The 22618-nt window shown below is 65.3% G+C and carries 16 protein-coding genes, 2 pseudogenes and 1 riboswitch; of the genes and pseudogenes, 7 read left to right on the top strand and 11 right to left on the bottom strand.

The features are described from left to right. Window positions 1-27: 27 nt before the first annotated feature. From LGN10_RS02975 to LGN10_RS02965, 3 genes are read right to left on the bottom strand one after another with little or no spacing between them, the layout of a single operon-like run. The gene (locus LGN10_RS02975) at window positions 28-1509 is read right to left on the bottom strand and encodes a virulence factor (protein ID WP_226221678.1); all 1482 of its coding nucleotides are present in this window, start codon (window positions 1507-1509) and stop codon (window positions 28-30) included. Continuing rightward, window positions 1506-3818 carry a DUF3274 domain-containing protein gene (locus tag LGN10_RS02970; protein ID WP_226221676.1) on the bottom strand — a complete coding sequence of 771 codons (2313 nt, stop codon included), beginning with the start codon at window positions 3816-3818 and terminating at the stop codon, window positions 1506-1508. Before LGN10_RS02970 ends, LGN10_RS02975 begins: the two co-directional genes overlap by 4 nt. A 19-nt stretch (window positions 3819-3837) precedes the next feature. Further along, complete coding sequence (locus LGN10_RS02965; RefSeq protein ID WP_264163050.1) at window positions 3838-6456, bottom strand: type VI secretion system Vgr family protein; 2619 nt, start codon at window positions 6454-6456, stop codon at window positions 3838-3840. Between the two features lie 21 nt (window positions 6457-6477). Between LGN10_RS02965 and LGN10_RS02960 the strand changes: the two genes are divergently transcribed. From LGN10_RS02960 to LGN10_RS02950, 3 genes are all read left to right on the top strand, one after another. Beyond that, window positions 6478-6639, top strand: a complete 162-nt coding sequence (locus LGN10_RS02960) for a hypothetical protein (RefSeq protein WP_226221785.1) — start codon at window positions 6478-6480, stop codon at window positions 6637-6639. A gap of 829 nt (window positions 6640-7468) precedes the next feature. Continuing rightward, the gene (locus LGN10_RS02955; RefSeq protein WP_264163057.1) at window positions 7469-8218 is read left to right on the top strand and encodes a hypothetical protein; all 750 of its coding nucleotides are present in this window, start codon (window positions 7469-7471) and stop codon (window positions 8216-8218) included. Window positions 8219-8369: 151 nt separating this feature from the next. After that, window positions 8370-8473, top strand: a riboswitch (SAM-I-IV-variant riboswitch). Between the two features lie 42 nt (window positions 8474-8515). Then, window positions 8516-8872: a hypothetical protein gene (locus LGN10_RS02950; protein ID WP_226221674.1), complete on the top strand. Its 357-nt coding sequence runs from the start codon at window positions 8516-8518 to the stop codon at window positions 8870-8872. Between the two features lie 48 nt (window positions 8873-8920). Here the strand turns inward: LGN10_RS02950 and glmS are convergent, their stop codons facing one another. Then, on the bottom strand, window positions 8921-10750 hold the full coding sequence (glmS, locus tag LGN10_RS02945) for a glutamine--fructose-6-phosphate transaminase (isomerizing) (RefSeq protein WP_226221672.1): 1830 nt from the start codon (window positions 10748-10750) through the stop codon (window positions 8921-8923). Window positions 10751-10906: 156 nt separating this feature from the next. Between glmS and LGN10_RS02940 the strand changes: the two genes are divergently transcribed. Next, on the top strand, window positions 10907-11398 hold the full coding sequence (locus tag LGN10_RS02940) for an Lrp/AsnC family transcriptional regulator (RefSeq protein ID WP_226221663.1): 492 nt from the start codon (window positions 10907-10909) through the stop codon (window positions 11396-11398). 68 nt (window positions 11399-11466) lie between these two features. Here the strand turns inward: LGN10_RS02940 and LGN10_RS02935 are convergent, their stop codons facing one another. After that, a complete protein-coding gene (locus LGN10_RS02935) occupies window positions 11467-12000 on the bottom strand; it encodes a methylated-DNA--[protein]-cysteine S-methyltransferase (protein ID WP_226221661.1) in 534 nt (177 codons plus the stop codon). Between the two features lie 413 nt (window positions 12001-12413). Here LGN10_RS02935 and LGN10_RS02930 point away from each other — a divergent pair, with 413 nt between their 5' ends. Next, on the top strand, window positions 12414-13706 hold the full coding sequence (locus LGN10_RS02930) for an MFS transporter (RefSeq protein ID WP_226221659.1): 1293 nt from the start codon (window positions 12414-12416) through the stop codon (window positions 13704-13706). A gap of 80 nt (window positions 13707-13786) precedes the next feature. On the opposite strand, the gene LGN10_RS02925 is transcribed toward LGN10_RS02930, so the two are convergent. Beyond that, window positions 13787-14890 (bottom strand): LacI family DNA-binding transcriptional regulator, encoded by a 1104-nt coding sequence (locus tag LGN10_RS02925; protein WP_226221658.1) that lies wholly within the window; start codon window positions 14888-14890, stop codon window positions 13787-13789. A gap of 71 nt (window positions 14891-14961) precedes the next feature. Here LGN10_RS02925 and LGN10_RS02920 point away from each other — a divergent pair, with 71 nt between their 5' ends. Beyond that, the gene (locus LGN10_RS02920; protein ID WP_226221656.1) at window positions 14962-15798 is read left to right on the top strand and encodes an NAD-dependent epimerase/dehydratase family protein; all 837 of its coding nucleotides are present in this window, start codon (window positions 14962-14964) and stop codon (window positions 15796-15798) included. A gap of 28 nt (window positions 15799-15826) precedes the next feature. On the opposite strand, the gene LGN10_RS02915 is transcribed toward LGN10_RS02920, so the two are convergent. Then, a complete protein-coding gene (locus tag LGN10_RS02915; protein ID WP_059579788.1) occupies window positions 15827-16147 on the bottom strand; it encodes a DUF1330 domain-containing protein in 321 nt (106 codons plus the stop codon). A 176-nt stretch (window positions 16148-16323) separates the two neighbouring features. Further along, complete coding sequence (locus tag LGN10_RS02910) at window positions 16324-16782, bottom strand: MerR family transcriptional regulator (protein ID WP_059579790.1); 459 nt, start codon at window positions 16780-16782, stop codon at window positions 16324-16326. Between the two features lie 77 nt (window positions 16783-16859). Here LGN10_RS02910 and LGN10_RS02905 point away from each other — a divergent pair, with 77 nt between their 5' ends. Continuing rightward, on the top strand, window positions 16860-18092 hold the full coding sequence (locus LGN10_RS02905) for an NADH:flavin oxidoreductase/NADH oxidase family protein (protein ID WP_226221654.1): 1233 nt from the start codon (window positions 16860-16862) through the stop codon (window positions 18090-18092). 100 nt (window positions 18093-18192) lie between these two features. On the opposite strand, the pseudogene LGN10_RS02900 reads toward LGN10_RS02905, so the two are convergent. From LGN10_RS02900 to LGN10_RS33615, 3 genes and pseudogenes are all read right to left on the bottom strand, one after another. Next, a pseudogene (locus LGN10_RS02900) lies at window positions 18193-20308 on the bottom strand (TonB-dependent receptor). A 40-nt stretch (window positions 20309-20348) separates the two neighbouring features. Beyond that, entirely contained in the window at window positions 20349-21818 is a 1470-nt protein-coding gene (locus LGN10_RS02895) for a PepSY-associated TM helix domain-containing protein (protein WP_226221652.1), read from the bottom strand. A 243-nt stretch (window positions 21819-22061) separates the two neighbouring features. Next, window positions 22062-22545 (bottom strand): annotated as a pseudogene (locus LGN10_RS33615) (hypothetical protein). Window positions 22546-22618: the final 73 nt, after the last annotated feature.

Here is a 22618-nt window from a genome sequence, read left to right as displayed (position 1 = left end):
TTTAACGCGCTGCCGTGCCGGTGCGCATCACCATGAATAGCCTTGCATGCCGTAATTCGTATCGTGTCGGCGTCCCCACCACGGCAGGTAGGCGTTGTTTCCGCCGCGTGCGCGGAACCAGTCCTTGTCGGGATCGATCGACGTGAGCTTCGACGGTGGCCGGACAACGACCGCGACCGGGTGCTCCGGATCGGTCGTGCCGGCGACGAGTGCGTTGCCGCCGAAGTGATTGATTCGGCCGATGGCGAGCGCGACGTCGGTCAATGCGCTGCCGGTTCCCATGTCGCCGAGCAGGGCGGCCGTGTTGAATGTCTGCTTGCGGTGGTCGTATTCGGGAAGGGTTTCGGTCAACGTCTGCGCGAGCGCGGCAAGACGTGCCGACGATGCGTCGCTGCCTTTACCCGCGTCGTGAACGATGTAGTTGAGGTTGGGGGCCGCGATGCCGGCGTTGCGTGCGGCTTGATCGATGGTTGCCTTCCACGCCTGTACGATTCGCGTCGTACCGGTCTTCTTCGGAAAATCATGCGTGTTGCCGGTCGCGGCCTTGCCGATCCAGGCGAGGGGCTCACGCTCGGTGTTGAAGGTCGGGCCGGCGAGGAACAGCACGACAAGATTCTCGTTGATCTGTGCGTCCGTGGGCGGGAAGTTGGGTGCGTCCCAGTTCACTACCCAGACGCTCTTGTCAGGGTTCGCCTGCAAGTAGTCCAGGGCTTTGTTCAGCGATGTGAATCCGGTGTTTGGGCCGCCTTGTGTGACTTGTACGTCAGGGAGTTCGTTGCGGCTCCACATCGTCGGGAAATGTGGGTTGCCGATCGAGAACGTCTTTCGAATCGAGTCCTGCAAGTAGCTTTGCGATTCGGCTGCGTCAAGTCGTTCCGGAATTGCAAGCTCGACACGGATGCCAGCCAACTCGCGCCAGTTCTTTTTATCGTCAGGGCTGACCGTGTAGAAGTATTTCGCGTTGCTCGCGTAGCGTGAGTGAAGCAGCAGCGGGAACTTGGTCATGTACTTGCGATAGAACCCTCTAAATGTTTCTGCTCCGCGGTTGCCATATGCGATGCCTGCTACCGATTGGAGAGTAGTAAAGGACTGCGGGTCGGTGCGAACCATATCGTCATTCTTGTTCGGCCCGGAAAGCCCTTGCGTCCACAACAACTGCCATTCGGTCGGGTAATCCATGCGTTGCAATGGATTCAACCAAATCAGACCGACAACTTGGGCAACAAATGGCTTCGCCGGCTCTGCGGCGGCCGGAGCTGAGTTCGCTACGAACTCAGGGGTTGGCGCGGAATGCGCGGAACGGGTCATGGCCGTAGTAAACAGAAAAACCATGAGCGCTACCAAACTGGGTACAACTACCAATCGCTTCATCCAATCTCCAAATTCCAACTGTGTCGGGTCCGGTTGTTCTACGTGTGCCATCAGCGAGGCCATGAGTACGGCTGCGATGATCCATGCTCCGACCGAAACGGCAACACGTCGCGGCCATGTAACGATCAGCACCTTCATACCGAACCCCCAACCTTCAGATAAAACTGTCCTTCGCGTTCGTCCGTGATCGCGGTCGGCATTCTGCCTTCGCTGTTCTCCTCATGGATCCAACTTTGTATCGATAGATCGTCAAACTTTCCGCGTATAAAGTACTCCGTGTATTTCTTGTTCGGGCTGTCGTCGGGAATACCGTCTCCCATTCGCCAATCCGCCTCAATCCGCAAGTCGTAGAGTTGATCCGGCGTCAGATAGCAAACCCCGATCGCCACGTCGTACGCAAGCGCCTTTTCGGCATGCTTCGGATTCGTCATCGTCGTGGAGTGATTCGTCGGGCTGTTGGTCGCGCCACGATCGAGCCAATCGACAATCTGCTGATCTCGCCATTCCTTGTAGCCCTCCGGCATTTCGCTCTTGCCGTCCTCGCCGATTACGTGGCCATCACCATCGAGCCATTCCGTATTCAGCGTTCGCCGCGCTTCCATCCGCATCAACGCGCGATCCTCATAACGCTGTCCGGCTTCGCTCTCTGCCGTCCCTTGCGCGACACTGTCCGCGTTCTTCGCCTTGTACTGATCGTAGGGATCGTCCGCGCGCTTGTCTGCCTCGCTTTTGCCTGCGTCGCGCCATGCGGCCGGCGGATCGTTGCCTTCGTTGAAGTCGCTTGTCGCATTGCCGTCCTTCGTTTCGATGGGCTTGCCGAACCGAAACGCCTTCGGCGCGAACGGTTCGTCGAGTGCCGGCGCGTCCGCCACCACGGTCCAGCCCTGCGGCGGAACGGCGTTCACGCGGAACATGTTCAATGCCGAGCTGATCTGGGTGACGAAAAACATGATCGGCGCGGATGCAAGCGTGGCCGCCACCCCGAACACAGACTCGTTTCCCTTGAGTGCACCGATGAGATTGAACTTGGCAGGTGGCGAAGGCGGATACCAGAAGCCCGAAGTCGTTCCCTTTTTGCCATGCCGCCAGTCGTCTTCCCAATACCGATAGTGCTTCTGCACGCCAACCCGGAAGCCGGAGGCAAAGACGCGCTGCGTCAGCACGCCGGGCACGCCGATATCGTTCAGCTCGTTCTTGTCGATGCCGCGCCAGCCGATGCCTTGAACCGTGACCGCCGAGATCACCTGATCATGCGGACAGCAATACGCGGTGACGCGACCATACGTCGATCCGTTCAGGCCGTGGCGTATCCGATCCTCTTGTGCTGCATAAGATTTCTTGCTGGTCGGCGATACCCGTTCGTTCGCCATGTCTTCATCGATCTTGTCGGCGGGCAGTTCGTAGGCCTTCCGCGTGCCGATGATCGACAGAAACTTGCCGAACGTTTTCGTGCGGGCGGTGTAGGTCTGTCGTCCGCGACGGCCGCCACCGTCTCGGGTCGCGCGTTGCGACCAGGTATCCATGAACGTATCGGATGGATTTGGGCCGTCCGCACGCGCAAGGCTGTACGGCGCATTCGCCAGTACATAGGCATCCGCCACGCAATGCCCGCTACGTCCCCACGGATCTTCGACATCGGGCAGTGCATCGCCGAAGAAGGCCGCGGTAAGGCCCACGATGTTGCCCTGGCTATGGCACACGACGGTGATCGGCACGTCGGCCTGCATGCGGCGAATCGACTCGATCAACCTCGCAAGGCGCAACGCCGCGAGCACGCCATATGCGCGGGGTGGCGCGCGATACAGCGGTCGATTGGTCGGGTTGATCCCCTGGACGGTCAACCACCCGGCCGCGCGGTCGTCGAGGCCGCCTTGCCAGAGATCGGGCAGGCTCGCGCAACCGTTCGTGAACGGGCCGCCGCCCCAGTAGTCCTTCTCGTTCAGGAAGATCTTGTCGCCGTACTCTTTCAACTCAGCGGCGGTCGCCCGATAGCCCCATCGAAAATGAATGACGGGAGAGTAGGACGGGTCGGATTTGATGTAGTTGCCGGACCAAAGCTTCGGATTCAAAAACCCGTCCGGCGTCACGCTTTCCGTGTACTTCGCCGGCACCAGTTGCCCGGCATCGATGCCGTGATACTTCAACTGATCGTCCAGCCGCCCGAGCCGGCGATTCAGGCCATCGCACAGCCCCTGCTCGGCGGCCTCGAACCATTCGCCTTCGGAGTTAACGCCATGCACGAAGATGACGACACCGGGCAACGGCATTTGCTTGACGCAGATCAGGCGGGTGTCTTTCGTCCACATCGCAACCCCGTCGGTCCGGCCGACGACGATCTGCGGCGCCTCCGGGCGCGACGCGGCCGCGTCGGGCACGTCGGCCTTCGCGGCGTGCTCGTTGGTGCGGATGTCCTCTTCCGGTCGAGGATCGAGAGATGACTGATTCATCCGGAATCCTGCGCTTTCGTTAAACATTCTTCTTGGTGAACTGCACCGCCAGCCTCTCGAACCGGTCGGTGTCGACCGCCGGCAGTTCCCCGGCCGTGTCGGTCGTCAAATTCGACAGCGTTCCCGAAGCCTTTCGAACCTGCCCTTCGAACCCCGGCGCCGCGTTGCCGTCCGTGGGGCGGATCAGCTTCGGGACGCGGCCGAGCGTATGTCGATCGAAGGCCGGCAGATCGGCGCTCATGCTGGCGGGGCCGTCCCACGCGTGACCGTTGGATTTCACGGTGAACTTGCCGGGGCATCCGAGTTCGATATCGCTCCCACGCAGCTTCAGATACGCGCCGCCCGCCGTGACGAATACGACTTCGTCGCTCGCCGTGCCGGCAAGCTTGCCGCCGGCCGCGGTCAACTGAATGCTTTTGCCGGACTCGATTTGCGTGTCGTCGTGCTGCGATTGAATGGCCACTTTCCCCTGATGCGCGATCGCCGATACGCCATTGCCGTGCGCGAACATCGCGACGCCATGCCCGGCATGCAGATTGATTCGCTCGCCGCTCGTGATTTGCACGTGTTGCTGCGCGACCTGATCGATGTTCTCGCCCGCATACGTGACGTGCGTTTTCGGCGTGACGTTCAGCGAACCCGCTTGCGCGCCGAACGCCATGAATGCGCGGGCGTCGCCGGTAGCGCCGGATTCGGAACTGCCGGGTTTCCAGTGACGGAACGCATCGGCGAGGGTGTCCTGGCCGGCCGTGTCGGGGGAATGCCCGCCATGCTGGCCGGCATGATCGCCGAGCGACTTGAACAGCGTCGTGCATTGATCGAGCAAGTGGATCAGCTCGTCGCGATCGAGCTGACCGCCGGTTGCGTGCGAACGCGCATAGGTCGTCAACAGCATGCCTTGGGCGGCGCGCAACGCCGCGGCGGCGTCGGTGCGCAGCTCCGCGCCTTCGCCCCGATCGTCTCCGTGGCCGTCGATGCGCGGCTGCGTCAGGTAGCCGAGATTCAACTGCGTGTGCGCATGTTCGCTTGCCAACTGCGCGGAGATCTGCGACGGCGTATCGTCGAGGCGAAGCTGGTTGTGCCGGCGGCCCCTGATTTCCCGCGTCTTGATGCCGGACACGTAGCGATTGCCTGGAAGCGCGCCGGTATCGCTGAAGGTCGCCGGCGGGTTCGCACCGTTGCTCAACACGCCGATGATCACCAGACGGTCCGGATCGCCCGACAGGCTCCCAAGCAGGACTTCCATCCCGACACGCGGCAGGAACAGCGCGCCGAAGCATTCGCCGGCGAGACTCGCCGCGACGCGAATCGGCGCGCTGTCGCCGGCAAGGCCGTTCGTACCGGCGCCTTGCGCATGAGCGTGGTCCGCCGGATCGAGACCGTGAAGCTGCACACGCACGCGGCCGGTCTTGTCGCAAAACACCTGCTCGCCCTGCGTGCCGACGATCGTGCCGGTCAGCAGGTGAACCGGCGGCACGTCGATCGTCGGATCGTAGGCCGGCTTGAGCGGTACACCGCGTTGCACGCACGTGAAGCTGTTTTCGTAGCGCGTGTCCGTTTGTCCCGATGCATCGGGCGGCGGAACGGTTGGCGTCAGGTTGCGGCTTGCCGCGAACAGCCCGCTTGCGCGGCCCGACAGGTCTTTCGGCAGGTTGTTCCAGATGACGTGTCGAATCGACGTGACGACGAACCGACGGCGATCGATGGGCTTCATATCCAGCTCGGGGTCGCCCGCCAGCGTGAATCCGTATCCGACCAGCATGTCGCGCACGGTGCCGATGCCTTCGAAGCGTGCGGCTTCGAACTGATGGGCCAGCATCCGGTCGTGCGCGATGCGTGCGTGATCGTTCCACGAGTCGCCGACGTGCGGGATGTCGATCGCGACGTCGGTCAGCAAACGCGCGAGATCGTTCCCCGACTCGCCCTGGTCGATGTCGGTGAAGGCCTCGAAATCGTCCACGCGCGCGGTCTTGTAATCCCACGACGGGCGGCGGACCTTGCCCGCGGACAGACGCTGGTCGTACGCGAAGAGCGTCACGGTGTCGCGTTGCTCGACGCCGGCGTCGCGCGGGTGAAGGCGTACGGTGCCCGCCGGCGCGTCCAGAAGACGATGCGGATCGTCGCAGAACACGAGCGTGTGAATCGGCCGCTCGTCGGTCACGCCGCGTCTGCCGTCGACCGGGGCGGCCTTCGCAAAGACCGTGATGCCCTCTCGGCGCAGCAGACGCCGGATGAAGCGTGCGTCGGATTCGTTGACCTGCCGCGTCAGCTCGCGTGCCGGATAGCGATCGGCCCGCAAGGTCGACAGGTCGAAATCGAACGCTCGCGCGAGCGCGGGGCTGCGCTGTTTCCACTCGTTCATCAGCGTCGCCAGAATGTCCGGCACGCTGCGCGAGCGGAACAGGCGCGCGTTCGTGCGACGGTCCATCAGCGACAGGGCGTCGCATACATGCAACTGATAGACGGTCAGTTCGCCGTCGGATTGACCGGCCCGCACTTCGTGCACGATTGCGTTGATGGCCCGGATGTCGCCTCGATCGGTCGTCAGCCGGACCGATACGGGCAAACCGAGAAACAGCGCAGGCGGCAGATGATCGTAGGTGGACACGCAGGTCAATTGCCCTTCGATGCCCGACATGAGCCCCTCGCGGATATCGGCATGATGGAGCGCCAGCAGATGACCGACTGCGCGTTGCGCCTGACCGAAATGAAGGGCGACCGGTCGTTTGTTCCGGTCGACCAGAGCCGACGCAAAGTTTCGCAAAGTTGCTGCAATCGACATAACGACAATCTCGTTATTTATTGTTCCGGATTCGGATGAGTTCGAATCCGCCTCTCAGGGTGACAAGGCGATGGTCTTTCGAATTTCGGAGCGAAGAATAGCAAGCTATTTCTATCTTTAATTGATATTTTTATTTTGAGATGGAAAATAAGTTATTTTGAAACAATGGTTAATGTTTGTTTGGTTTGGGTGGGGATTTTGTGTGAATGAGAATGTGTCGATTCAAATATTCTGGATTGGTATTTGTCTCGACTCATTTTCCAATATCGTCGAAGTAGGGCTTTTTTGTCCGGACATGATTGAGTGGGAGGTTGAAAAATCGGAATTGTCCCGACTCAATGCGAGCAGCGACATGTCATGCCATTGAAATCGATGCGGGCGGGCTTGCGCTCTGGCGCGCGATATGCCCACCCGCCGATCGAATGTCGAAAATGCAGGATGATTTGATCAGCGCCGCGCTTCACTACCGGTTGTCAAAGCGGGTATGCGTCGCCGGACTATCGGCGGGCGAGTCGCGGCGCGAATGCGCGCGTAAATGTCGAGCCGGATCCGAACGCGTTTCGCGAGTCAGGCGATGGCGCGGGATGCGTTTGCGGATGCGCGACGGGCGCCGCCGCGCGCTTTGCGTCGGTTGTTGTCGCCAAGGCAACACGGTAGTGTTGCCCATTGACGTGCCGCCGGGCCGACAATGAATCTGTGGCAACGCGTGCCGGCATCGGCCAATTTCAGATGGCGGGTGCGTGGCCGATCATTCCACCCTATAGTGCTCGTCGTTGATCGATCTGGACGCGTTCGGGAGTTCGTCGTGTTTCACCGGAGATTCAAATTGGGTTGTTCACGCTTCGCGTGCATCGTCGCCGTGACGACGATGCTGGCGCCAGTCGCGGCGCATGCACAAGTGGAGGCTGGCGACGGCGCGACGCACGTCGCGGCGGCTGTCGATCACGGCACGTCGCCGGCACGACCGATCGTCGGCGACGATCCGGTTGCCATCCGCGAAGCGTTGCAGAAGCTGCACGTCAATACGCTCCCCCCTTCGTTGCGTGACCGGATTCGCGGCGCGGTCTCCGGCGCCGCCGGCCGGCCCGGCCCGGATCCCGACCTGGCGGCCGTCGGTCTGGATCGTGACGTGACATTCGTGGTGCCGGTGCGGTACGGGCTGAGATACCGGTCACGGCCGCACCTGCTGACGCTGGATGTCGACCTGTTCGATGCGGAGCGCGACGGCCGGGCAGGCATCCTGCTCAGAAGGGTGACGACGGGGCCGCGAGGGCGCGGGCTCGTGATTGCGCCGGAGGCGAAGGCAAAAGGGTACATCCAGCACGTCGACATCATCGAACTCGACGCCGGACAAGGCAAAAAGACCACGGTCAGGAGCCGCATGCGGCTTTCGGCCGCCGAGTACGCGCGGACGCAAGGCGACTTCGCACTCGTTTTTTCCGGGCGCCTGGTTCGGCCTTACCTGACCGAACAAACCGAACACGCCGATCCGAGTATCGAGGAGCCGACGGACATTTCGACGAGGATCTCCACGTTGCACATGGATCTCCGCGATATCTGGCTGGTGAGTCCGTCGAGCGGCGTCGTGGTTTCGAAGAAGCTGCGGTTGTCGAAGTAGCGGTTTCCGGCGGGCCGGTCATGCAGGCGCACGGATAGGGAAGGGCCGGATCAGCGGAGCCATCCGGCCGAAGCGGCGCGTTCCGAGGCCGCTTGTTCAACGCCGGGCTTTCGGTATAATGGACCCACGTTCGGAATGTCGAACGTGAGAATTCAAGCATCCAGAGTCGGGTTTTCCGACGCCAACCTGCCCTCCCGGGCAAGGTGGACGCCCTCGAGGCGATGCGGCCGATTGACGGCAACGAAACGGGAACAGCATGGCTGGCACCGGTTCGATAACCATTCATCCGGAGCAACCATGAGCCAAGTTTCCTCCGCTTCCCATCCGACGGTCTGTGAAGACTGGTCGCGTTTTCTTCCCGGTTTCACGTTGACGCATACGGTTCATCTCGTTTCGAGACGGAATCCGGGCATCGTTTCGACCGCGGCTGCCGTACTCGAAGGTGAAACGGCGACGGTCGACCGGTGGGCCATCACCCGCTGTGGCGACGTGCTCGAGCAGAAGATCGTGCTCGGCGAGATGACGGAAGGGCAAGCGGTTCGGCTGCGTGAACGGCTCGCCGCGCTCGATGGCGTGCTCCGGACGAGGGTCGAGCATCATTTCGTTCGGGTGGGGGCGGCCGCCGCCGGACATGGGGCGAAGAGCGGCCATTAGACGATGCGTGCGCGTCGTGGCTTTATCGGGTGACGAGGGGAAACCCCCTCACTCCACCGTCACCGACTTAGCCAGATTCCTCGGCTTATCGATATCCGTCCCCCGCGCGAGCGCCGCGTGATACGCGAGCAATTGCATCGGCACCGTATGCAGGATCGGCGACAACGGCCCGTAGTACTCGTTCAGCCGAATCACCTCGATCCCCTCGCTCGGCACCAACCCGCAGTCCACATCCGCGAACACGAACAGCCGCCCATTGCGCGCACTGACCTCATGCATGTTCGACCTGAGCTTCTCGAGCAGCATGTCGTTCGGCGCGACCGCGATCACCGGCATTTCGTTGCTGACGAGCGCCAGCGGCCCATGCTTCAGTTCGCCGGCCGGATAAGCCTCCGCATGAATATAGGAAATCTCCTTCATCTTCAGCGCGCCTTCGAGCGCGATCGGATAATGCATCCCGCGCCCGAGAAACAGCATGTTGTCGCGTCGCGCGAGCAATTCCGACCACGCCATGATCTGCGGTTCCAGCGCGAGCACCTTCGCCATCGCGTCGGGCAGGTGCCGCAGCGCACGCAGATGTTCCTTTTCTTCGTCGTCGCTCAACCGCCCGCGCACCTGCGCCAGTGACAGCGTCAGCAGGAACAGCGCGACGAGCTGCGTCGTAAATGCCTTCGTCGAAGCCACCCCGATCTCGATTCCCGCACGCGTCACGAACTGCAACGCACATTCGCGCATCAACGCACTCGTCGCGACGTTGCAGATCGCGAGCGTGTGCATCATCCCGCTGCGTTTCGCGACATGCACGGCCCCGAGTACATCGGCCGTCTCGCCGCTCTGCGACACCGCAACCACCAGCGTGCGCGAATTCGGCACGCTGTCGCGATAACGGAACTCGCTGGCAATCTCGACGCTGGCCGGCAGCTTCGCAATGCTCTCGATCCAGTACTTCGCGGTCAGCGCCGCGTGATAGCTGCCGCCGCACGCGAGCAGCAGCACCGAATCGACGTCGTTGAACGCCCTCCACGCGCCGTCGCCGAACAGCTCGGGCATGATCGACGAAACGTCGAGCAGCGTATCGGCCACGGCCTGCGGCTGTTCGAAGATTTCCTTCTGCATGTAGTAGCGGTACGACCCGAGATCGGCCGCGCCGCTATGCGCGGCGACGCGTTGCACCGCGCGCTCGACGCGCTGGCCGGCCGCATCGACGATCCAGTAGCGATGCAGTTGGATATCGGCGACGTCGCCGTTCTCCAGGTACGCAATGCGATCGGTGATGCCCGACAGCGCCATCGCATCGGACGCCAGAAAATTCTCGCCTTCGCCGACCCCGACGACGAGCGGCATCCCGTCGCGCGCGCCGACGATCCGGTGCGGCTCATCGCGGCACATCACCGCGATCGCATAGCTGCCGCGCAGTCGCGCGACCGCAAGCCGCACGGCCTCGAACAGATCGCCGTCGTACAGATGATCGATCAGGTGCGCGATCGCCTCGCTGTCGGTCTGGCTGGCAAACACGTAGCCGTGCGCCTGCAGCTCCGCGCGCAGTTGATCGCAGTTCTCGATGATCCCGTTGTGCGACAGCGCGATGCGCGCATTCGCGTCGCTCGGTGAGAAATGCGGATGCGCGTTGAGCGTGACGGGCGCGCCATGCGTGGCCCAGCGCGTATGCGCGATGCCGGTGTAACCGGACAACGCCTGCGCGGCGATCTCGCGCTGCAGATTCGCGACACGATCGACGCTTCGGGCGCGCGCCAGCGCGCGGTCGCGGTAGACCACGACGCCGCACGAATCGTAGCCGCGGTATTCGAGCCGCTTCAGGCCGTCGACGAGGTTCGGCAGGATGTCCCGCTGGGCTACCGCCCCGACAATTCCACACATATCGCGCTCCGTAAATGTCCTGTCTGGATCAGTGAGAGCGATGGTAGAGCCAGCGAAATGGAATTAAATTTCAAAAAATAGTGATAGGTGAAATTAACCGTTGATAGACTATCATGTTGAAATTAAATTTCACCTTCTAGCTGGAAGGAGTAGCCGATGCCCGGCATCACCCTCGACGATCTCGACCTGCGCATCCTCGCGATCCTGCAGGAGGATGCGTCGGTGTCGAACCTGCAACTGGCCGACCGCGCGCTGTCGTCGCCGCCCACCTGCATGCGCCGCGTGCGGCGGCTGACGGAGGCCGGCGTGATTCGCCGGCAGGTGGCGGTGCTCGACCCGGTCGCGATCGGCACGGCCGTCACCGCGCTGATCGAGATCAGCCTCGACCGGCAGACGGCCGAGGACTACGACACGTTCGAAGCGTACGTGTGCGCGGAGCCGGCCGTCACGCAGTGCTACCGCGTGTCGCCGGGGCCGGATTTCGTCGTGATCGCCGATCTGGCCGACGTCGCCGAATACGACGAATTCGCGCGGCGGCTGTTCACCGGCGCGTCGAACGTCCGCAACGTGCGGACGTTTTTTTCGACGCATCGCGCGAAATTCGAAGCGAACGCGCGGGTCGCGCATGCGATGCGCAAGCGCACATAGCGTGGGTGACCGGCAGCGCTGTCGCGGCTGTTCCGGCAGGACACGGGGCTGTCGTTCACCGAATGGCGTCAGAACGCGAGCGCCTGCTGCATCGGTTGATGCATGCCGCGCGAAAACCCGGCGCCTTCGAGCGACAGCAGCGCACGTTTGCGCTCGATGCCGCCCGCATAGCCGGTCAGGCTGCCCGATGCGCCGACCACGCGGTGGCACGGCACGATGATCGATATCGGATTGCGGCCGACCGCGCCGCCCACGGCGCGCGCGCCGCTCATCGGCAGCCCGACGCGCTCGGTGATGTCGCCGTACGACACGAGTTCGCCGAACGGAATCGCGAGCAATTCCTTCCATACCCGTCGCTGAAACGCGGTGCCGCGCAGGTGGATCGGCACCGAGAACGTGTCGCGCGCGCCGGTGAAGTACTCGGCGATTTCTTCCGCGACCTGGCGGGCGACGGGCGACATCGCGTGCGCGTCCGCTTCGGTCGCGATCGCAAGCGACGGAAAGTATTTCTGGCCGACGAAGTACAGGCCGGTCAGCGCATCGTCCTCGATGCGTACGGCGATGTCGCCCAGCGGGCTCGGAATCAGGTGAGCGGGAGTCATCGCGACACATCTCCATGAAGGCGCCGCACATGCAGTGCGGCATACGCGCGTCACGGCGCCCGGCGCGCCGCATGTGACGACTGTAAACCATCCTCGACGTCGATTCCGGCCGGAATCGGTCGTGCGTTTCGGCGGCCGCGCGGCCGCCACGCCGCGGCGGGAAAATCAGCGGAAAAACGGTTAATACCACTCTGCGAAACAGTCGTCTCTTTTCTCGCGACCAATTTGAGATGACTCATCGAAATCCCCGACTGACACGGTGCCGGTAGGCGGCCTATCCTTTGAAAAACGTTTTCCAGATTGGTTGGTGAAAGGGCCTATGCGCGAGCGCGCGGGCCGTTCGCCCCGGCGCCGGTCGCCGGTCAACGAACTTGGTGCGGCGCGACGGGCGCGACCGCGCATCGGAGACATTCATGCCCTCTGCCGTCGTCGGCGCCGTGCGCGCGGCCGCGAGCCGCTACCGCTGGACCGTCTGTGCGCTGCTGTTTTTCGCGACCGTGATCAACTACATGGATCGGCAGATCCTCGGCCTGCTCGCGCCGATGCTCCAGCACGACATCGGCTGGAGCCAGGTGCAGTGCGGCCGCATCGTGATGGCGTTTTCCGCGTTCTATGCGCTGGGCCTGCTCGGTTTCGGGCGCATCGTCGACTGGCTCGGCACGCGCGTGTCGTACGCGGTCGCGATGCTGGTGTGGAGCATCGCCGCGATGCTGCACGCGGCCGTCGGCTCGGTGGCGGGCTTCGCGTTCGTGCGCGCGCTGCTCGGGATCGGCGAGGGCGGCAACTTCCCGGCCGCGATCAAGACGACGGCCGAATGGTTCCCGCGCCGCGAACGCGCGCTCGCCACCGGCATCTTCAACTCGGGCGCGAACATCGGCGCGGTGTTCGCGCCGGCGATCATCCCGGCGATCGCGGTGGCCTACGGCTGGCGCGCGGCGTTCGTGATCATCGGCGCGATCGGCATCGTGTGGCTCGCGGTGTGGCTGGTGATGTATCGCACGGCCGATACGCGCGCGCTCGCCGCGGAATACGACGAGCCGCGCGACGAAGCCGAAGCGCTCGACGCGGCGAACGCGAACGCCGGCGCGCCGCGCTGGGGCGAGCTGATCCGCAAGCGCGAGACGTGGGCCTTTCTGGTCGGCAAGTTCCTGACCGATCCGGTGTGGTGGTTCTACCTGTTCTGGCTGCCGAAGTGGCTGAACGAGTCGCGCGGGATGGACATGCAGCACATCGGCTTGCCGCTCGTCTGCATCTATGCGCTGACGACGGTCGGCAGCATCGGCGGCGGCTGGCTGTCGTCGATGCTGCTGCGTGCGGGCTGGAGCGTGAACCGTGCGCGCAAGACGGCGATGCTGATCTGCGCATGCTGCGTGCTGCCGATCGCGTTCGTGTCGCAGGTGCAGAGCCTGTGGATCGCGGTGCTGATCGTCGGCCTCGCCGCCGCCGCGCACCAGGGCTGGTCGGCGAACCTGTTCACGACGGCCTCCGACCTGTTCCCGCGCCGCGCGGTCGCGTCGGTGGTTGGTATCGGCGGGATGGCCGGCTCGATCGGCGGCGTGCTGTTCTCGGAAGTGATCGGCCAGGTGCTGCAGCGCACCGGCCACTACTGGGTGCTGTTCGCGATCGGTGCATCGGCCTATCTGATCGCGCTGGCCGTGATGCATGTGCTCACGCCGAAGATGAAGCCCGCGAAACTCGACGCGTAAGCGCATTCCGGCAAACGAATGCGCCGCCCTCGGGCGGCGCTTCCTTTTTGCGTTGGGGAAAAGTGCGCGTCGCGACCGCGTCAGCTCGCCGAGGCCGTCGACGCGCGCATGATCAGCCGCGGCTCGAACGTCGAATAGCTCGCGTCGGTGCGCCCGGCGAGCGCGTCGATCAGCTTCTGCATCGCGAGCTCGCCCATGTTCTCGCTCTGGATGTCGACGGTCGTCAGCGCGGGCGCCGCGTATGCGCCATACGGCACGTTGTCGATGCCGGCGACGGACACGTCCTGCGGCAGCCGGAAGCCGAGCGACGCGGCCTCCTTCATGAAGCCGAGCGCGATCAGGTCGTTGTAGCAGATCACGGCTTGCGGGCGCTGCGGCCCGAGCATCACGCGCGAGCACGCGCGCTCGCCGGCCTCGGCGGTCGGCGCGTGCGCGTCGTGCACGTCGAGCGTGAGCCCCGCTTCGGCGAGGCAGTCGCGCGCGCCCTGGATCCGTTCGTCGTTCACGCGCGCGGTGCCGAAGCCGAGATACGCGATGCGCGTGTGGCCGAGGTTGAGCAGGTGACGCGCGAGCATGTAGGTCGACAGCCGGTTGTCGATGCCGACGCTCGGAATCGGCAGGCCGGGGCTGCGACGCAGCAGCACGAGCGGCTTGTTGAGGTCGAGCATCCAGCCGGCTTCCTCGTCGGGCATCCGCGTGCTGACGATCAGCCCGTCGACGCGCTGCGCGAGCGCTTCGATCAGCGAGCGTTCGCGCGTCTGGTTCTCCTCGGTGTCGACGAGCAGCAGCGTGTAGTCGTGTTGCAGCGCGACGCGGTTCGCGCCTTTCACGACGTTCGTGAAGTGCGGGTTGCTGATGTCGAGGATCACGAGGCCGATGGTGCGCGTGCGGCCGGTGATCATCGAACGCGCGAGCGGGTTCGATCGGTAGCCGAGCCGCTCGATGGCTTCCTTCAGCCGTGCCTCGACGGTCGGCGAGAAGCGCTGCGTGCCGTTCACGTACTTCGATACCGTCGCGACCGACACGCCGGCTTCCGCGGCCACGTCGCGGATCGTCGGGGAAACTTTTTTCATCCGAAGGGTAACGTTTTCGTTCGATAACGCCGGATTGTGGCAGAAAAAGCCCGCGTGCGGCCGTACGGCGATATCGGGAAAATGCGGATGGCCGCGAACAGGTCCGACCATTGACGTTCGGCGCGGCGTCCGCGTATAGTTGGAAAACGTTTTCCGGTTTAGATCAGATCCAAGGAGATTCGATGAACGCCTCATCCACCGCCGCGCGCAAACCGTTCGGCCGCCTGCTGCTGACGGGCGCGGCCGGCAACCTCGGCCGCCAGTTGCGCGGCGCGCTCGCCGACTGGGCCGACGTCGTGCGCGTCAGCGACATCGCGGCGCTCGGCGACGCGGCCGCCCATGAAGAGCTCCGCGTCGTCGATCTGGCCGATCGGCCGGCCGTGATGCAGCTCGTCGAAGGTGTCGACGCGATCGTCCATCTCGGCGGCATTTCCGTCGATGCGCCGTTCGACGATCTGGTCGGCGCGAACATCACCGGCACGTACAACCTGTACGAAGCCGCGCGCAAGCACGGCGTGAAGCGCGTCGTGTTCGCGAGCTCGAACCATGCGATCGGTTTCCATCCGGTCACCGAAGTGCTCGATGCCGATGCGCCGCTGCGCCCGGACAGCCTGTACGGCGTGACGAAATGCTTCGGCGAATCGCTGTCGCGCTACTACTTCGACCGCTTCGGGATCGAAACCGTATGCCTGCGGATCGGTTCGTCGTTCGAGGTGCCGAAGAATCCGCGCATGCTCGTCACGTTCCTCAGCTATCGCGATTTCATCGAGCTCGTGCGCTGCTCGCTGCTGACGAACCGCGTCGGGCACGCGATCGTCTACGGCGCGTCGGACAACCCGGTGAAGTGGTGGGACAACACGAAGGTCGGCTTCCTCGGCTTCCGCCCGCGCGACAGTTCCGAGCAGTTCGCGGAACTGTTCCCGGTGACGGCGCCGACCGCCGAGTACGATGATCCCGCGCAGCGGTTCCAGGGCGGCGGGTTCGTCGTCGGGGAGCCGATGGAGCGGAAGGTGTCGTAAGCGCTGCCGGCGTCGCCGGCGTCAATCGTCAACGCAGGATATCGGTTGCCTTGTGCCGTTCGTCGACACCGTCGATCAGGATCAACGGGCCGCTCGCGTGGCGTGCGCGCAGCGGCTGGATTTGCCGGTACGCATCCGAGTCGTACCACGCGCGCGCCGCGTCGAGATCGGGAAACGCGATCGCGATCAGGTCGCCGCGCCACACGCCTTCGCGCACTTCGGGCCGTGCGCCGTGAATCACGAAATGGCCGTCGTACGGCGCGAGCGTGCCGTCGATCCGTTCGAGGTATTCGACGATGTCGTCGCACATCTCGACGTCGTGCAGGTGGGCGATGGCATAGGCGGTCATGGCGGGCTCCTTGGCGGGATGCGGTGCGTGAGTCGATGGGGCCATGATCGCGGCGCGGGCGGCGCGCGTCGATTACCTGCGACGTAAGCAAATCGCGACAACCGCGCCGTGTCGCGCTTCAGGTCGCGAGCGCATCGATCGACGGACGACGCGACGCAATCCCGCAGCACACTCCATCACGCCCGCTTGCGCGCAGGCCGCACGACGGGCGCCGGTTCCAGCGGCTCGCTGGCCTGCTCGCACAGCCGGTCGAGCATCCGCTGCGCGGCGCCCGTGCAATCCTCGCCGGCCGGCTTGTTTTCGATCGCGTCGATCAGCGTTTCCAGATGCTGCCGGTTCTGCGCGAGACGCCGTTCGAGCAGCGCGATTTCATCGACCTTGTGCCGCAGCGCGACCAGCAGTTCGTCGTGCGGCCATGCGCCGAGATCCGGCGGCAGCACCGCGCGGATTTCGTCGAGCGAGAAGCCCGCGCACTGCGCGCGGTCGATGATCGCGAGCCGCGTCAACGCTTCCGGCCCGTATTCCCGATAACCGTTCGCCTGCCGGCGGGCCGGTTCGAGCAGGCCGCTCGCTTCGTAGAAGCGGATGCGCGACGCCGCGAGGCCGCTCGCCTTCGCCAGTTCGCCGATTTTCATGGTGGGCTCCAAAAGGGCTTGACCTTAAAGTTGACTTTAAAGTTATCGTTGGGCATCGTCAATCGAGGATGCTCACCATGAATCTGTTTGCGCCCCTGACACTGCCCAACGGGGCGGTGATTCCGAACCGTCTGGCCAAGGCCGCGATGGAAGAAAACATGGCCGACGCGGACCACGCGCCGTCCGACGCGTTGCTGCGCCTGTACCAGGCGTGGGCCGACGGTCAGGTCGGCCTGATCCTGACCGGCAACGTGATGGTGGACGGCCGCGCGATGACGGGGCCGAACGGCGTCGTGCTCGAAGGCGACGCGCATCTCGATCGCTTCCGCCGCTGGGCGCAGATCGCGCGCTCGGGCGGCGCGCACGTGTGGATGCAGATCAATCACCCTGGGCGCCAGATGCAGGCGGCGCTCGGCCAGACGACGCTCGCGCCGTCGGCCGTGCCGCTCGCGCTCGGCGCGCTGTCGAAGCAGTTTCCGGTGCCGAAGGAAATGACCGCAGCCGATATCGCCGACGTGCGGCAGCGCTTCGTGCGCGCCGCGCAGCTCGCCGAGCAAAGCGGCTTCACCGGCGTGCAGGTGCACGCGGCGCACGGCTATCTGCTGAGCCAGTTCCTGTCGCCGGTGACGAACCGCCGGCAGGATCAATGGGGCGGCAGCATCGAGAATCGCGCGCGCCTGCTGCTCGATATCGTGAAGGCGGTGCGCGCGGCGGTGTCGCCGGCCTTCGTCGTCGCGGTGAAGCTGAACTCGGCGGATTTCCAGCGCGGCGGCTTCAGCGCGGACGACGCGAAGCGCGTGGTCGAACTGCTGAATCCGCTCGGCGTCGATCTCGTCGAACTGTCGGGCGGCAGCTATGAAGTGCCGGCGATGCAGGGCGAGGCACGCGATGGGCGCACGCTCGCGCGCGAAGCGTATTTCCTCGAATTCGCGCGCGACATCACCGCCGTCGCGCGGATGCCGCTGATGGTCACGGGCGGGATCCGCCGCCGTGCGGTGGCCGAGCAGGTGGTGGACAGCGGGGTGGCGATGGTCGGCATCGCGACCGCGCTGTCGATCGACCCGAACCTGCCGCGCGACTGGCGCGCCGGCAAGGACAGCGCGCCGGTGTTGCAGCCGATCCGCTGGAAGAACAAGGCGCTGGGCGCGCTGGCGAACATGGCCGTCGTCAAGTTCCAGCTCGCGCGGCTCAGCGAAGGGCGCCGCCCGCACCCGCGGGTGTCGCCGTTGCGCGCGCTGGTGCGGGAGCAACTGGCCGCGCAGTGCCAGACGCGGCGCTACCGGAAGTGGATGGCGGGCCCGCGTGCGTGACGGGCGCCTCCGGATTGGCGGCGGCGATGCCGAAGGCTGACCGGCACACCGCCGCGCCCGTGCCCGTGCCGCCTTGCACGTTGCGCGGCGGCGTGCGCGCTCAGAAGCGGTAGTTCGCCAGCACCTCGAACCGCCGGTCATTGCCGAGCAGATACTGCGTCTCGTTGTAGTACGCGGACTGCACGTAGCGGCGATTGAACACGTTGTACGCGCGCGCGGTGATCGTCGTGTCCTTGCGCGGCTTCCACGCGAGGCCGAGATCGACGGTCGTGTACGACGGCATCACGAGCTGGTTCGCGGTGTCGGCGAACCGCTTGCCGACGTACTTGACGCCCGCGATGCCCGTCCAGTCTGGCGCGAAGCGCCAGCTCACCCACAGGTTCGCGAGCCGTTGCGGCACCGATACCGGCACGTTGCCCGCGCGCGATACGGTCGCGCCGCCTGACGACTGCTGGAAATCGTCGTATTTCGCGCGCAGGATCGACACGTTCGCATCGACGCGCCAGTCCTTCGCGATCTCCGCGCCGACCGTCGCCTCCAGCCCGCGCGACGACTGCTGGCCGACCTGGATCGACTGGTTCGGGTTCACCGGGTCGGCCGTCAGCAGGTTGCTCTTGACGATCCGGTACGCGGCGAGCGTCCATTCGGCCTTGCCGTCGAGGAACGACTGCTTGACGCCGATCTCGATCTGCCGGCCGGTCGCGAGCGTGAAGTTCGCCTTCGATGAATTCAGCGACAGCAGCGAGCTGACCGGATCGGCCGCGACCGAGTACTGGCCGTACACGGCGAGGCCGGGCCGCACGTCGTACACGGTGCCGATGCGCCAGCCGGTATTCGCGAACACCTTCGTGAATGCGCCGCCGTTCACGAGATCGTCGCGGTTCACGCTTGCATGGTCGTAGCGCAGCCCGCCGATCACCGACCAGCGCGGCGTGATCTCGAGCCGGTTCTCCGCGAACAGCGCGTACTGGTTCGACTGGCTGCGGTACTTCGGAAACGTGCCGGCCGTATTGATGAAACGGCCCGGATCGAAGTCGAACGGATCGACCGTCGACGTGCCCGCATACGGCGAGTTGTTGTCGTGCTGGAACGTCGTGTGGTTGAACTCGACGCCCGCCGAAAACGTGTTGCGCATCCCGAGCAGCACACTGCCGACGTTGGCCGTCGTCACGTTGCCGTACTGCTCCTGGTCGTGAAAGATCTCGGTGTAGCTGCTGCGCCGGACTTGCGCGCTCGACGGCAGATACGTGTAGTACTCCGCATCCTTCCAGTGACGGTTGCTCTTCATCCGGTACAGCGTGCTCGTCACGTTCAGGCCGTCGCTCGGCTGCCAGTTCGCCGATACGGTGGCCCAGCTGTCGCGGAACGCGATGTCGGCGTCGCCGACGTTGTAGTTCTTCTTGTCGAGCGCACGATCGCGCGCGCCGTTGACGAGCGGCACGCCGAAATACTGCATCGGATGCATGAAGCCCTGCGCGTACGATGCCGTCACGGACAGGTCGGGCGTCACGTCGTAGCGCAGCGCGCCGGAGACCGACAGGTTGCGCGATGCCGCGATCGACCCAGTTGGACGATCGGTTGCCGCTGATGTCGAAGCGGTACGACAGCTTGTCGTTGATCGCGCCGCCGCTGCCGAACGCGGCGCGCGCCGTACCCTCGGTGCCGCCGCCGATTTGCAGTTCGTTGCGGATCGGCGTGCGCGTCGGCTTCTTCGGGACGATGTTGACCACGCCGCCGATCGCGCCTTCGCCGTAGATCACCGAGGCGGGGCCGCGCAGCACGTCGATATGGTCGACCGACCACGTGTCGAACGGGAACGTGACGCCAATCGCGCCGTACGGGCGCACGCCGTCGTACAGCTGCGTGACCGACGACGCGCCGACGAAGCCGCGCGCGGCGAGCTCCGAGTTGCCGTTGCCCGGATGCGGCGACGCGCTGATGCCGGCGGCGCGGCTCACGGCGTCGATGATCGAGCTGTCGCCGCGCGTGTCGAGTGTCGCGCGGCTGATCTGTTCGACGCTCGCGGGCGTTTCGAGCGGCGACAGCCCGAGATGGCTGCCCGTGTCGAGCGGTTGCGTCAGGGCGGGCGCCTTCTGCGCGTCGACGCGAATCGGTGCGAGCGTGGCGCCGGTGCCGTCAACGCCACTTTCCTGTGCCTGCCCGGCCGGCGACAGCGCCGCGAGCACGGCAGCAGGCAGCATCAATCTGAACTTCATTGTTTCGGGTTCCTTTGAATGGGGGAAGCGCTTGCATCGATCACGCCGCGGCGGCAGCCGCGCGGCCGAACAGCAGCCGATCGATCAACCAGACCGCGACGATCGTCAGCCCCATCAACGGGAAGACGATGCCGAGCAGCACGAGCCCGGCGATCCAGCCGCGCATCGGCGGCGTGCCGCGTTCGCGCGACGGTGCGCCCAGCGTCCCGGCCGGGCGGCGCTTCCACCACATCACCGTGCCCGTGACGGCCATCGCGGCCAGCCCGAGCGACAGCACCGCGCAGATGATCTGGTTCGCGAGCCCGAAATATCGGCCCATGTGCAGCGACGTGCCGTACGACACGGCTCGCGCTACCGCGCCGTAGTCGTCATAGCGGATGTCCTTCAAGACGGCGCCGCTGTACTGGTCGACGTAGATCGTGCGTTCGGCCTTCGGGTCGGCCGGAAAGTACGACGCGGTGAACACGCCGTCCGCGCCGGACGGCAGCGCGAGCGTGTAGCCGCTCGTCACGCCGAGCCCGGCGACGATCGCGATCGCGCGGGCCAGCGGCAGCGGCGCGGGCGTCGGCGCGGACGGCGAATGCGGCACGGGCACGTTGCCGACCGCCCACGGCGTCTGCGGCAACGGCAGGTCGTCCATCACCATTCCCGGCATCGATTCGCCGGCGTCGTGGTGATGGCCGGACGGCGCGGCCGCCTGCGCACGCGCAGTCTCGGGCGTCGCTGCGGCGCCGGGGCGCGTCGAGCGCACCGATGCACCGCCCCACGCGCCTTCCGGCGCGCCGAGGTTCACGGTCGCGGCGAGCGCCTTGAAGTTCTTGCCCCACGAGCCCGACCACGGCAGCCCGGACAGGATGAACGCGATCGTGCCGGCCGCGAGCCAGATACCGGCCGTCGCGTGAAGGCTCTTCCACAGCGGCCGGCCGCGCAGCGACAGGTCGGGCCGCAGCGCGCGCCCGACGCTTGCCGCGCCGCGCGGCCACCACAGCGCGATGCCGGTGCCGATCATCACGAAGGTCCAGCACGCGGCGAGTTCCATCAGCAACTCGCCGGTCTTGCCGAGCAGCAGCTTGCGATGCAGCATCCGGTCGACCTGCATGAAGCGGTTCTCGACGCTGAGCGTGCCGAGCACGCTGCCGTCGTACGGGTTCACGTACACGCTCTCGCGGCTGCCGTCGCGCAGCCGGAAAACGTACTCGGCGCTGCGATCCGGCGCGGTGGCGACCTGCACGGAAATCGGCGTCGCGCCGGCCGGCATCGCGGTGCGGGCGCGGGCGAGCAGCGTGTCGGCATCGAGTCGCGGCGTCGCGCGCGGCTCGACGATCAGCCGGTGCGGATACAGCAGCGGCTCGATCTGCGGCTGGAAGCAATAGAGCGTGCCCGTGATCGCGAGGATCACGAGGAACGGCATCACGAACAGGCCGGCATAGAAATGCCAGCGCCAGAGCGTCCGGTAACCGGCGCTGGCGGAACGGGCGGGCGAGATGGCCCGATCGACGGTGGTCGACATGGTGTGAACTCCTCGGGTTCGTCGAGCGGCGGGAGCGGCGTGGGCCGGCTGCCGTCGACGTGCGTCACACCCGCGTGCATGCATCGCCGCAGGCAGGCGGCGCGGCCCGCCGCGCAAACGGTGCGCGGGGCGGCGCCGCCCGCGCGAGGCGGGCATGCGAGTGAACGCGTGAATCAGGTCGGGTGAAACGAACGGCGTGAACGCGCATGCACGTCGACGTGCACGCGCCACGGGGCGGAACGTTCAGCAGAACAGAGGAGGCGCGCGGGAGGGCGGGCGATCGTCGAATATCGATCGCACGAAAGGAAGGCTGTCGAATTGAACGCGGAAGCGCCGCGGCGGCGCCGCGGGGAACAGCAGCACCAGCAGCGCGAACGATGCGAGCGCGGTGAACAGCGCGGCGCCGAATGCGCACAGGCCGTCGCCGTGGCCGGAGGGCGCGGCCTTGTCGGCGTGCGCGTCATGCTCGAGCGCGTCGACGAGCGCGCGCATCGTTGGCCGGCGTGATCGGCGCGCTCGCGTCGAAGCGGGCGGCCAGCGCGGCGCTCGTGACGATCAGCGGGCCTTGGCCGGAACACAGCACCACCGAGCCCGCATCCGGACCGTCCGGATCGAGCATCACGGCGCCCGACATCAGCGCGCGGGACAGCAGCGTCACGAGGAGGAACCCCCACAGCAACTGTCGCGCGACGCCTGGCCGGAGCAGGAAGCGGCGAAGTGCGTTCATGGCGCGCGATTGTACCTCCGTTTGCGCGGAGGGGCAGGCGGGCCGTGCGTGTGCCGTGGGGCGAATCACGCAT

This window comes from Burkholderia sp. AU32262, from assembly GCF_020419985.1.
Lineage (GTDB): Bacteria > Pseudomonadota > Gammaproteobacteria > Burkholderiales > Burkholderiaceae > Burkholderia > Burkholderia semiarida.
This window is presented reverse-complemented; position numbering and strand designations above follow the sequence as displayed.